Source organism: Haladaptatus ordinarius (assembly GCF_054177595.1).
The window spans coordinates 1-12,525 of record NZ_JBPEHH010000106.1 but is presented as its reverse complement, the minus strand read 5'-3'; the positions used below and the strand labels follow the sequence as shown (position 1 = coordinate 12,525).

At 53.0% G+C, this 12,525-nt stretch carries 9 protein-coding genes and 1 pseudogene; 6 read left to right on the top strand and 4 right to left on the bottom strand.

What is annotated here, in order from left to right; genetic code table 11:
• Window positions 1-133: 133 nt before the first annotated feature.
• Window positions 134-1,375, bottom strand: a complete 1,242-nt coding sequence (locus ACR3FF_RS22590) for a Zn-dependent hydrolase (protein WP_458190397.1) — start codon at window positions 1,373-1,375, stop codon at window positions 134-136.
• A 93-nt stretch (window positions 1,376-1,468) separates the two neighbouring features.
• On the opposite strand from ACR3FF_RS22590, the gene ACR3FF_RS22585 reads away from it, so the two are divergent.
• A complete protein-coding gene (locus ACR3FF_RS22585) occupies window positions 1,469-3,097 on the top strand; it encodes an N-acyl-D-amino-acid deacylase family protein (protein WP_458190396.1) in 1,629 nt (542 codons plus the stop codon).
• 13 nt (window positions 3,098-3,110) lie between these two features.
• Here the strand turns inward: ACR3FF_RS22585 and thrC are convergent, their stop codons facing one another.
• On the bottom strand, window positions 3,111-4,361 hold the full coding sequence (gene thrC, locus ACR3FF_RS22580; protein WP_458190395.1) for a threonine synthase: 1,251 nt from the start codon (window positions 4,359-4,361) through the stop codon (window positions 3,111-3,113).
• A 186-nt stretch (window positions 4,362-4,547) separates the two neighbouring features.
• On the bottom strand, window positions 4,548-5,186 hold the full coding sequence (locus ACR3FF_RS22575; protein WP_458190394.1) for a helix-turn-helix domain-containing protein: 639 nt from the start codon (window positions 5,184-5,186) through the stop codon (window positions 4,548-4,550).
• A 271-nt stretch (window positions 5,187-5,457) separates the two neighbouring features.
• Between ACR3FF_RS22575 and ACR3FF_RS22570 the strand changes: the two genes are divergently transcribed.
• Both ACR3FF_RS22570 and ACR3FF_RS22565 read left to right on the top strand, forming a co-directional pair.
• Window positions 5,458-5,685 carry a DUF7557 family protein gene (locus ACR3FF_RS22570; protein ID WP_458190393.1) on the top strand — a complete coding sequence of 76 codons (228 nt, stop codon included), beginning with the start codon at window positions 5,458-5,460 and terminating at the stop codon, window positions 5,683-5,685.
• Entirely contained in the window at window positions 5,686-6,090 is a 405-nt protein-coding gene (locus ACR3FF_RS22565; protein WP_458190392.1) for a PIN domain-containing protein, read from the top strand.
• A gap of 107 nt (window positions 6,091-6,197) precedes the next feature.
• Here the strand turns inward: ACR3FF_RS22565 and ACR3FF_RS22560 are convergent.
• Window positions 6,198-6,415 (bottom strand): annotated as a pseudogene (locus ACR3FF_RS22560) (RNA-guided endonuclease InsQ/TnpB family protein); the annotation flags it as partial.
• Between the two features lie 769 nt (window positions 6,416-7,184).
• On the opposite strand from ACR3FF_RS22560, the gene ACR3FF_RS22555 reads away from it, so the two are divergent.
• The 3 genes from ACR3FF_RS22555 to ACR3FF_RS22545 all read left to right on the top strand — a co-directional run bounded on the left by ACR3FF_RS22555 (window position 7,185) and on the right by ACR3FF_RS22545 (window position 12,349).
• Window positions 7,185-10,541, top strand: coding sequence for a hypothetical protein (locus ACR3FF_RS22555; RefSeq protein WP_458190391.1), 3,357 nt, complete (start codon window positions 7,185-7,187; stop codon window positions 10,539-10,541).
• 298 nt (window positions 10,542-10,839) lie between these two features.
• Window positions 10,840-11,214, top strand: a complete 375-nt coding sequence (locus tag ACR3FF_RS22550; protein ID WP_458190390.1) for a CBS domain-containing protein — start codon at window positions 10,840-10,842, stop codon at window positions 11,212-11,214.
• Between the two features lie 619 nt (window positions 11,215-11,833).
• Window positions 11,834-12,349 (top strand): hypothetical protein, encoded by a 516-nt coding sequence (locus ACR3FF_RS22545; protein WP_458190389.1) that lies wholly within the window; start codon window positions 11,834-11,836, stop codon window positions 12,347-12,349.
• Window positions 12,350-12,525 lie beyond the last annotated feature (176 nt).

Here is a 12,525-nt window from a genome sequence, read left to right as displayed (position 1 = left end):
CTGTCCGGCCATCGCTGATCACGCAGATACTCTAAACAGTCCTCTTTGTCAGGTAGAAAGACCTCGTTGACACTCTCTCTGCTGACCATGCTGGGGAAGGCTACGAACTCCAGTCATGAGAAAGTATTCACCGCTACAGATGAGCGATTGTAGCTTTCTCTACTACCGCACGTGAGAGTACATTCGCACCGGTCACGACATCATCCCATTCGGTATATTCGTCCTCTGTATGACTAATCCCGTTGACACTGGGGATGAATATCATACTAGTCGGACAGACGGTATTGAGATAATTCGCGTCATGACCCGCACCGCTGACCATCCGCATATAGTCCGCACCGACAGCGTTCGCTGCTTGCTCTACTGTTGCAACACAGTCATCATTGAAGGGATCTGCATCGACGCGCATAATCTCTTCACACTCCCAACTGACGCCTTCGCGTTCCGCGGCACATTGAATCTCAGTCTGGATACGTTCGACGGCCTGATCAACGATGTCGTTATCGTATGATCTGAAATCGATGGTGAACTCAACCTGTTCTGGAATGACATTGATCGAGTTTGGATACACGTCGACTGAGCCGACGGTACCGACTAAATCAGTTCCACCGGTCGCAGTGAGACGACGGACAGAAGTAATGACGTCGCTGGTGGCGACAAGTGCATCATTCCGGAGATGCATCGGCGTCGGTCCAGCGTGATCTGCTTTGCCACCGAAACTGACGTTAAGCCAAGAGAAGCCATAGACGCCTTCGACGACACCCACACTCACATCCTGTTCGTCCAGATACGGGCCTTGCTCGACGTGAAGTTCGAAGTAGCAGTGGAGGTCACGTGGTTCACAGGGAGTATCTCCGTGATAACCGATTCGCTCCAATTCATCACCGAAGATCTTTCCATCACCGTCCTCGCGAGAGTATGCATACTCCAGGTCGAAAATCCCGGTGAAGACTCCGCTTCCAAGCATATCCGGTTGGAAGCGGACACCCTCTTCGTTACTCCATGCGACAATCTCGAGCGGTCGATCGGTTTCGATGTTTGCATCATTGAGCGTTTCGATCACTTCGAGCGCGCTGAGAACACCGATGACACCATCGTAGCGCCCCCCGTTGTATTGGCTATCGATATGAGAGCCGAACAATACCGGTGCAGCGTCAGCGTTTCTCCCTTCCCTGCGACCAAAGATATTCCCCATCTCGTCGATAGTAATGGCCAATCCTGCATCTTCGAACCATTCGACTAACTGATCTCGTGCATTCTTATTCGCATCGGAGAGAGAAGGTCGATTTACGCCTCCGCGCTCAGTTTCTCCGATTTGATTGAACAGCTCGAACCGATGCTGAAATCGTTCACTGTCTACTGTCGCATCATCCATGACACCGTATCACAGGTCATCTGTTGTTTTCACTGAACAGCCTCCCATGGGAGGGAGTGCCGTTTTTGTCACGTGTGAACCATCCACAGTAAGATGAACGAGTCTATCGAATTCCAGAACGCAACAGTCGTCGATGGCACCGGTCAGCCACCATATACCGCCCACGTACTCATCACAGGTGAAACGATCAGGCGAATCGGCGATTCACCAGTCGGCGCAGACCGAGAAATCGACCTAGACGGTGGGTTTCTCGCGCCCGGATTCATCGATATGCATGCCCACTCAGAACTCCGGCTGTTCGATCACCCAGATGCATCGGAGAAACTTACACAAGGCGTCACACTCGAAGTGATGGGACAGGATGGCGTCAGCGTAGCGCCAGTTCCGGAAGTGCACAAAAAAGAGTGGGGAAAGCGCGTACAGTCGCTATTAGGGACGAAAGATAATTGGTCGTGGAATTCCGTAGATGAGTTTCTCGATGAGCTGGATGCTACAAAGCCAGCAGTCAATTGCGCCTATTATGCTCCGCACGGAAACCTCCGTTCGACGGTCGCGGGCTTCGAAACGCGCGAACTCGATGCTGGGGAAATAGACAGACTCTGTGAGGAACTTCGGACAGCTCTTGACCAGGGTGCATTCGCCATGTCCAAAGGGATGATCTACCCGCCCAGTTCATATGGTCGTGATGATGAGTTCGTGGAACTAGCCCAGACATTGGGTGAGCGAAACTCCTTCATGGTCTCGCACGTCTGGAACGAGACTGACCATGTCGTCGAATCCATTAAGCGGTACATTGAGATCTGCGAAGAAGGCGGTTGTCAGCCACACATCTCCCATCTCAAAGTTGGTGGAAACAACAATTGGGGCAAGTCAGAGGCTGTTATCGAGTTATTCGATACTGCCAACAAACGAGGGCTCGAGGTCACATTCGATCAGTATCCATATACAGCAGGGTCGACGATGCTCACCGCATTACTTCCCCCCTGGGCAAGAGAGGGAAGCGCTTCGGAGATATGTGCCCGGTTGCAAGATTATAAAACACGTATGGAAATTAAAGCCGATATCGAATCTGACGGCGAGTGGGAGAACCTCGCCCGGGCAGCAGGAACCTGGAAGAACATCCTCATCACACATACAGCGAGCGGACAGAAGATCGGCGAAACGGTTGCTGCAATTGCAACACAACGCGATATCGATCCGATTGACGCGATGTGCGACCTGCTCGTCAAAGAAGAGCTTGACGTGACCATGGCGGATTTCATCATGGCAGAGGAGGATATTCAGCGATTCCTGGCCGATGAACGAGGAACTATCTGCTCAGACGGAATCTTCGGCGGGAAACCTCATCCCCGTGCAATCGGAACGTTTGCTCGAATCTTCGAACGCTACGTCAAAGACCGTGAGGTGTTTTCGATCGAAACCGCGGTCTACAAGACCAGTGGTCATGCAGCTACAGTCCTCGGTCTTTCAGACCGAGGGTTTGTAGCAGAAGGCTACCATGCCGATCTTGTGGCCTTCGATCTGGAGTCGGTACAGGAGAATGGGACGTATCAGAATCCATTACAGTTGGCTGAAGGGATACAATATGTCCTTGTCAACGGAATCATCGCTGTCGAAGATGGTCACCCAACGGAAGAACGGGCAGGAACTGTCCTTCGGTCTACAGAGGAGTGGAAGGGGTCGTCCCGGCCTCAAGACCGAAGAAACGATATCCCGACCTAATTAGTACAGTTTCTTATCGCGACGAAGACGAGCGATCGTCGCCGTACAGTGTATTGACATCCGCCAGATTAGGTTGAATGTGCTGTGGTTCACCACTGGCTTCCATTGCACTTTTCGTGTCTTTCAACCCGTAGCCGGTGACGACGGCAAGCACAGTCTCGTCCGGTTCGATGATGCCTTGATCGACCGCCTTTCGAACACCTGCAATTGGGGCGGCCCCTGCGGGTTCGGCATAGATTCCTTCCGTGCTCCCAAGTGTCTTCTCCGCGGTGAGTATTTCGTCATCACTGACGAGGATTGACGTCCCACCACTTTCCTCGAGCGCTTTACAGGCCTTGACCGTGTTTCGTGGCCGACCGACCGAAATACTGTCTGCGACCGTCTCTGCAACGTCGTCGAAGTCGTCGTGATTTTGGAACGTATCGTGAATCGCACTTGCCCCTTCTGCTTGGACACCGAGCATCTTCGGTGTTTCATCGACGAAGTCGAGGTCGTAGAACTCACGGAATCCTTTCCAGCCACCATAAATGGTACAACCATCGCCCATGGAGAAAACGAGCCAGTCCGGAACATCGCCTTGTGTTTGCTCCGCGAGTTCGAGTCCAACGGTTCGTTTACCCTCTACCTGAAATGGGTTGACTGCCGCATTCCGGTTATACCAACCGAATTCTTCCGTGACTTCCATACTCAAATCGTAGGCTTCGTCGTAGCTCCCTTTGACTGCCAAGACGTCTGCACCATAGACTAACGGCTGCGCAAGCTTACCTTTCGGGGCCGCACCAGGAACAAAGATTCGGCATGGAAGTCCGGCGCGCGCTGCATATCCTGCCAGGGATGCAGCCGCGTTGCCCGTCGAAGCACACGTCAATACGTCTTGTCCCATGTGAGCGGCTTTCGTCACCGAAACACTCGTTGCTCGATCTTTCAAAACACCAGTAGGGTTCCGCCCGTCGTCTTTTACTCGGATGTCGACACCGAGTTCGTCGCTTAGACTCGGCGTTTCGAACAGGTCAGTACCACCCTCATTCAGTGTGACGGGTTTAGCATCATCATTGACCGGGAGAAAGGCCCGGTACTTCCACTGGCTTTCGATCACACCATCGAGTGGTTCGTCGAACCTGTCGCTGATGATATCATAGTCGTATTGTACCTCGAGGATGCCTTTGACTCCCTCGTGATTTGGACACGTGTAGATGATTTGATTGGGGTCGTACGTTTCACCACAAAGGGTGCACTCGAGAGTAGTTACGTGTTCCATTGCCATACTAAAGCATGAAATTCCGTCGTCCAATAACCTACGACCTCCCATGGGAGGGGATGTCGCCTATATCTCAGAGATTTAGGCGAAATGTATCCAAGGTCGATTTCAACGCAATCCACCTATTCTCGCCTTCGACGTGGTTAGTGCTTCGCCGCCATGATACGTTGAGAACACCAGCGGAACATATCTTCACTCTACTTGGTTGAGAATCTTCGATTCTGCTTTTCGGAGGTGTTCAAGGAAAGTCGTTTTCGAGATATCAAGATCCGCAGCAAGGTCGCGAGATGTGGCCTCTCGTGGCCACGAATAATAGCCGTTGTCGCGAGCGTGATAGAATATCTCTCGCTGACGCGCAGAAAGGAGGTCAAGCGCGGACTCATGTTTACGTGAATGATCATAGGAGGAGATATGAAGGATTTTGATCTCGGCATCCATCTCTTCCTCGATGGCCGCCAGTTGAGCTTTCACTTTTTCACGTCCTTGGTGTGCGACAACCGTCCACCGTTCGAGCCCATCGTAGATGCGTACTGGGCCGTCATAGACGAACCCTCGTGAGACGAACGAATTGTCGATACTATTCTCTGGGTTGAATTCGACGAAGATATCACGTGTTGCATTCCCTGGTGTAGGGATCGACGAGTTACCGGTTCGATAACTGTGCTGAATCTCTCGAACTGATTCGGTTAACGGTGATTTTTGAGCTTCACGAATCAATTTCTCGATCTCACCGACAGAGTCCCCATAGACGGTAAATCTGGATTTTGCTTCACCATCTTTCGTTGTAAAGACACCGTGTCCGAGCAGTCCTGCCTCCGTTTTTTTAGTCACGTGTAGTGTCCAGCAGTTGGGGTGCCACAATCGAATCTTCAACCGGAGAATTTCTGGTGGTATCTGTTCTGACATGGTCTGACTGGCACGATATAGGATGACAAGAGCTATTGACTCTTTTCCATCTATATTTACATATAACGTAGTATATAGATGGATTCCAGTATAACGAGAGGAGCCGAATGGGTCTACTTCCACGATAGAATATCAAGCTACTTTTTGACGGGAAGAAATCACAAAGGATTTTGCATACGCATACGTATGCACATGCATGGGTGACACCTCCATCCGCGTTTCGGATGAAGCAAAAGGACGACTCGACCTCTACAAGCGAGAGGGAGAGAGTTACGAAGATGTCATCATGCGACTCACTGAACGCGACAAATGGGCAGGGTTCGGTGTACTCGCAGAAACAGACTCAGAGACACGATCTGGCATGGAACGAGTACGGGAAGAGATGCGAGAGGGGATGACTGACGATATAGAGGACGTCGAATAGATGTTAGTACTCGATAATAACCTTCTAAGCGATTATCTTGACGGAAAAGAAATAGCCCGACAATTTCTGCAACAGTACGAACAGGATGTCTGGGCTGTCTCCTCCATTGTCTTGTACGAAGCATATATTGGGTGTGTTCACGGGTATCTAGATACATCTCCAGAAATAATTCGACAAGCAGTCACCACGTCGATGGATGTCCTGGAAATAACCGAGCAGACAGCCAATGAAGCCGCATCATTACAGAAATATCTCATGAGTCTGGGAGTTCCGGCAGACCACCCGGACGCACTCATTGCCGCTTCAGCACGCGAACATGGGGCGCGGTTTGCGACCGCAGAAAAGCACTTTTGGAAAGACGAGGTACAATCTGTGCTGTCCGTCGAAGAATACAACCCATACTAACCGCCAACCAATAGACTTCTTCTGTACGATTCAGGTGCTTTGATAGTTGATTTCTTGCTGTTGACGACCCCTGCACAGTGGCGGGGGGTTTTCCCTGAACTCACCCTCTACTGGCTGTTGCTAGTCGGACGGACAAATACCCTGTTCGGTGTCACTGTTCCCGACTTCAAGGCGAGTTGACTGTCACCCGTCCGCCAGACAACTGGAGTCCCTGACGAACAATCCGCCATCCAACGTTCTTCGCACCCATAGAATCCACATTCGCTGTGGCACCACATTCACCGCATTCGAACTTGGCTTGCTGAACACGGTTTCCTTTACGGGTTTGTTTAAGGGACTACTCCCACGACGTCAGATATGGTTTCCTGACATGACTATACATATGAAATATCATCACTGAGTTTAGATTATTATTTTGAACGGAACAACCAACTCTTGTTCTTGAAAACCTATCTTCAGGCACCCCATAACAATGTCCTAATCATCGCTCTACTTTTCCGTCCATGGGGAAAAACGATAATGTAAATGATATCGGAAGAAGAGAATATATGAAAAGTATATCACTTAGTGGCACCAGCCTTTTAGGACTCGGTGGGTTGCCCGGGAACGCCGCCGCTCGAACGGATGGCGGAAACGAGAGTGATACCGCGTGTAACATTGCACAAGCCACCAGTAACGCAGTAATCAGTGTTGATTCGTCGAATGCGACTGACTGGACGATCGATGACCGAATCTTCGGCAAATTCATCGAACACAACGGGAGAGATGCATACCCCGGAATCTACTCGGATCACGTGGCCAATGGCTCCTTCGAGGTGTGGAATATCCCGACAGCAGGCGACCGCACTGCAGTCTTGTACCCCGAGACGCCGAGCTACGAAGAAATCGCCTATCCATGGGAACCTGTCGAGACAGCTGGAAACATCGATTTCGTCCAGAACCTGGGTGGAATACACGGACGTGAAGCGGAACCCGATTTGGAATTTGGCGATGGCGTACCAGCCGACAAGCGCCCAAGCCCGTCAGGCGTAACTCAATCCCGATACCAGAGCATATTGGTCACGCCAAGTGGAACGAACAGTGCCCAGGGTGGTGTGAAACAACGAACAGCATTGCCGGACGACCGCACGCTTGAGTACGTCGTCAAATTCTCGGTTCGCGGACAACAGATCAACGCCTGTGACGTCCAGCTTGAGGCACCGGATGGAAGCGTTCAGACTGCTGAATCGGTTCCTGTCACACGAAGCTGGCAGCGTCGGTCAGTCACATTACAACTCAGCACACAAAGTGCGCAGCGGTATCAGGAATCGCCCTTCGGCGAATACGAACTCTCCTTTATTGCCGAGGGGGAGGGACAGTTGGATCTCGATTGGGTGATACTCCGAGCCGGTGATGCCATCAACGGGAAGTTCAATCCGACGACGGTGGAGCTGCTCAACGAATTCAACATAACGAGTCTGCGGTGGCCGGGCGGCAATTTTGCGAGCCAGTATCATTGGCAAGACGGTGTCGGGCCCATACAGGAGCGACCAGTCGTTCCGAACGTGAACTGGGGTGGCCTCGAACGGAACTATCTCGGGACCAACGAGTTCCTTGAGTTCTGTGACATCACCGACATCGAACCCATCATCAACGTCGGGTTCTGGTCGGAAATCCCACCGGAAGAGGCGGCCGACTGGGTCGAGTACGTGAACGGTGACCAGTCGACGGCGATGGGCCAATTACGTGCAGAACACGGCTATCCCGACCCGTGGAACGTGACTTCGTGGCAAGTTGGCAACGAGGTTTACGGGCAGTATCAAATCGGTAATACTGATGTCTACGACTATGCCCGCGAATTTCAGCGATACCAGACTGCGATGACGGCGGCCGATTCAAGCATCGACGTCCACGCCGTCGGTATCGACCCGATGTATACAGATTTCCACGACGGATCGTCCGAAATCCGGTTCGGAGAGCCACCAATCTGGAATCAAGAGCTGTTCAGAATCGCCGGACAGTCGGTGATGAGCATCGATATCCACCGGTATGTCCGGGGAATCGTCAATCAAGCGAACCGCGAAGAGTGGCTGCAGACGAATAATACAGACCCGGTCGGGTATAACGAGGTACTCGTCAACTTTCCCAGTGAATTCGACCAACTCATGCAAGAAGTCGTCGAGGAAGCTGCCCAGTACGGCATCGACGGTCTCCAGATCGATGTCGGTGAGTGGAACCTCCAACCGGCGGTGAACTCTGGGTGGCCACGAGCGGACTATCCGACGATGGCCCACGCGGCCTTCACGGCCAGTATGTTCACCACCTTCATGCGTCGCGGCGACGCCATTTCGATGAGCCACATGCGTGATAACTCGCTGTTTTGGCGACCGTATCCGATCGATTTCCGTCCGGTTCCACCAGCTGATTATGCGGCACAGACCATCGCAGAACCGTTCGTGGACGGAACCACGGAGTGGAATCGTCTCTCGACGACCACCGATAGTCCAACCCTCACCATTCCCGAGACCGGAATTAGAATCCGCCGGATGGAAAACGTCCCCTACGTAGACGCAACAGCTATTCTAGATGCGGCGAGCCGCTCGAAAGCGATCGTGTACGTCACGAACCGCAACTTGCGGGAAACATACACGACTGAAGTGAGTGTTACTGGATGGTCGCCCACCGGTGACTCGTCTACCGACCAAGTCCCGGCCGTCCTTCAAACACCGACGAACGATGACCCATTTGCAGAACAGACGAGCTGGACGACGACGAATGGGTTCACCCGAGAGACCGTCCAATTGGAGCCGAATGCAAACGGAAATATCGAGGTGACGATGCCGCCAGCCTCCATCGCCAAGCTCGAATTCACGCTCTCCGATGTATTCTCTACCGAGACCATCACCCAAAACCAGCCGGATAGAGACACCTGGCACCAGGTCGATTCAGATGCCCAAGAGACTCGCATCGTTATCGCACAGCCACTCTCGTTCGATGGGAGTCAACCGGCTCATGTCCGCCTCCGAAACGTCGTCGACGGCGACTTCGAGTACAAACTCGAAGAATGGGAGTATCTCGACGGTTCGCACGTCAACGAAACGTTCCACAGTCTCGCGGTAGAACCGACTGAACAGACGGTGCAGTTGGGGGATGGCACGACCTATTGGGTGAAAGCCGGAACAGCAACTGTCGACCACACGTTCGAATCCGTTTCGCTCGGAGATTTCTTCGGGACGGAGATTCCAGTCGTGCTCGCGCAGGCTCAGACATTCGATGGGCCCGACCCGATTGTCACCCGGCTACGAGATATCTCGAGCAGTTCGTTTGACGCGCGAGTCCAAGAGGAAGAAGCCAATGGCTGGCACACGACTGAAACGGTCGGCTACATCGCACTCCAGCAAGCATCGGGCGTACTCAACGGGAGATCGTTCGAAGTCCACCGAACTGACACAGCGATCGATGATAACTGGGCGACTCTCACGTTCGACCAACAGTACGAGCAACCGCAGTTCGTCGCCGACATGCAAACGTTCAACGGGCCCGATACGGCCAACCTGCGCTACCGGAATCTGTCGGGCACCGGTGTCGAAATCAAGATCGAAGAAGAACAAAGCGCAGACAATGAAACGAACCACACCACGGAAGCGGTCGGATACGCCGTCTTCGAGGGCGCTACATTAATAACAAATACTATTTCCAGCAGTAACCAGACGAGTAGAGATCAGTGGCAGCAGGCCGATTCGGTCGTGCAACCGAACGACGTCGTTATCGCAAAGCCACTCTCGTTCAACGGTAGTCAACCGGCTCATGTCCGCCTCCGAAACATTGCCGACGGCACTTTCGAGTACAAACTCGAAGAGTGGGAATACCTTGACGGCACGCACACCAGCGAGACGTTCCACACACTCGCCATGGGGGCGAGCGAGCGTGAATTGCAACTCGACGATGGGTCGTCGTATCGGCTAAAAGCTGGAAACGCATCTGTCCGGGCTGATTTCGTCACCGTGTCGCTGGGCAACTTCTTCACCGAGACCCCGGTCGTTCTCGCTCAGGCACAGACGTCCAACGGTCCCGACCCAATTGTCACACGACTCGACAACGTCTCAAGTGGTTCGTTTGAGGTACGAGTCCAAGAGGAAGAAGCCAATGATAATGAACATGCGAACGAGACGATCGGCTACATCGGGCTCGAACAGGCGACGGGGCAGGTCGACGGGACGGCGTTCGAGGTACGGCGGGTCGATGGATTCACCGACGAGTGGTCCCAAATCAGCTTCCAGCAGGAGTACGTCACGCCACAGTTCGTCGCCGACCTGCAAACTTTCAACGGCCCCGATACGGCAACCCTACGCTATCGGAATCTCACGAGCACCGGCGTCGAGGTCAAAGTCGAGGAGGAGCAAAGCGCCGACACCGAGTTGAATCACACGAACGAGCGCATCGGGTACGCCGTCTTCGAGGGATCTGTATAGAACCGTTCTGTCCGAGGTATAAGTGCCTTAATACAGGAATCGAGGATAGGAGCTGATTTCAGGCGTACGTCCTTTCCCAGGGAGCAAATCATCTCTTCAGTGGTGGCCTCATTGAAACACACAATCTATGATACGTTTTGGGGACCCTGCTGGATACAACGCACATACCTCACTGTTTGCCTTCAACCGTAGTGGTGCCCCAAACTAATCATATTTTTATAAATACACAGTGAAAAGAACTGGAGCGGAGCGAGGGGTCGGGGGAAGATGCATAATGTTTGAATCCGTTGGCTATGGTATGAGTTCTGATGACAGGACAACCGTGGAAGACGTGATGTCAACGCCACTAGAGACGATTGCAAAGGATGCGACGGTGATGGAAGCCGCACAGCGGATGCGAGAGAAGGACATCAGTGCTCTGGTCGTTCCAAACACCCCCCGGGCGATCATCAGCAGTACGGACGTGATCAACGCCGTCGCCGAAGGACGCGAGACCTCGGAATTACAGGTGGCCGATGTAATGACAATCGGTGTCGAGACCACCACACCGGACCTCTATCTGGAGGAGGTCGCCGCCATGATGACCACCTACGGTATCAAACATCTCCCGGTCGTCGACGACGAATACGTCGGGATGGTCTCTTCGACCGACGTCACTGCGCACCTCTCGTGACATCCTCCCACGCCTGAAGACGCCGGCCTCCCACGCCTGAAGACGCCGGCCTCCCACACCCACCACTGGGTGGTTCGTTGGGATGGTTACGGTTTGCACCCCGACGAGATGCTGGCGATGCCACGTAACCGTTACTCCTATCTCGTCCGAGGAATGGACGGGAATCGGAGGTACTTTTTTGTTTTGTGTCGGCCTGCGTGTCCGAGGGCTTACTTTTTGATGAGGCAAACACCGAGTCAACTGCCAGTTTACGGACTGTCCGAATCCGATGGGGTACCATCGAATCGACAAAGAGAGATACGCAGGGAAAGCGCCTAAGACTTTGCTGTACAGTGAAAGTAACCAAAGACGGCGATTCATCCACGTCCTCAAGGGCGTGGTATTCTCGCCTGCAAATCTATAACCAGGACTACGAGCAAACAGGCCGACCGATACACTCCTCTGTCGTCAGCACGCCATTCCTGCCACGTCCTGGAATTTTCAACAGAGCCACAGTGGTCAAACAAAGCCGTGAAACCTGTGACTCGGCGATTATTCGGTAGTCCGCTAACCAATTGCCCAGTTGGCCAGAAGGTGCCGCAATACCAAAGGCAACTATCGTTGTGGTTCGAGGAGAGCAATGTCGAAAACGCGTCCCGATTTCCAATCCACACGAAGAACAGTTCTTCGTTCTGCAGCCGTGAGCGTCGTTGGACTGAGTACACTTGGAGCACTGCTCACCGGAGCAGAGTCAGGCGGTGACCAAACAGCACAGGTCGTGACGAGGGGTGCCGAGGCGGGGCAGAAACGAGTAACCCTTTTTGGAACCATGACTGATTTTGCCGGTCACGAGTCTGTCTGGGCGGGATTTACGTACAAAAAGAAAGGAACGATGTCCGGGAGTATTGGCGAGGAAATCAAACTCTGGAATCCGACGGCGACACCATCACAGTTACCACCTGACCACCAACGAGGCCCTGAGTTTTCACTTACCTTCGTGTACGGAAAAGAGGGTGTGAGTGAAGAGAGCGAGGAATGGCGGCTCAAGCCGGGCAATACCTATACGTACCAGGCCCAGGCACGCCTTCCTGATACGATCGGTTCCGTTCCGATCAAGGGTGAGTCTCGAGAATTCACGATCCCCTGCACTGACTAACGGGAAAAGCAGGACAACTGCGTTGTGGAGAGTGCAGGCGCTAATACCTCGCCCTTTACAGTAGTTGCCGAATCAAATCGGCGACAGAGGTGAAGCGATCACTCTGACAGCTCAGTTGAGGTTGCGCTGGAACGGCGGTTCAAGAATCAGAATCGAGGGTCGAAGGACCGCCGCCG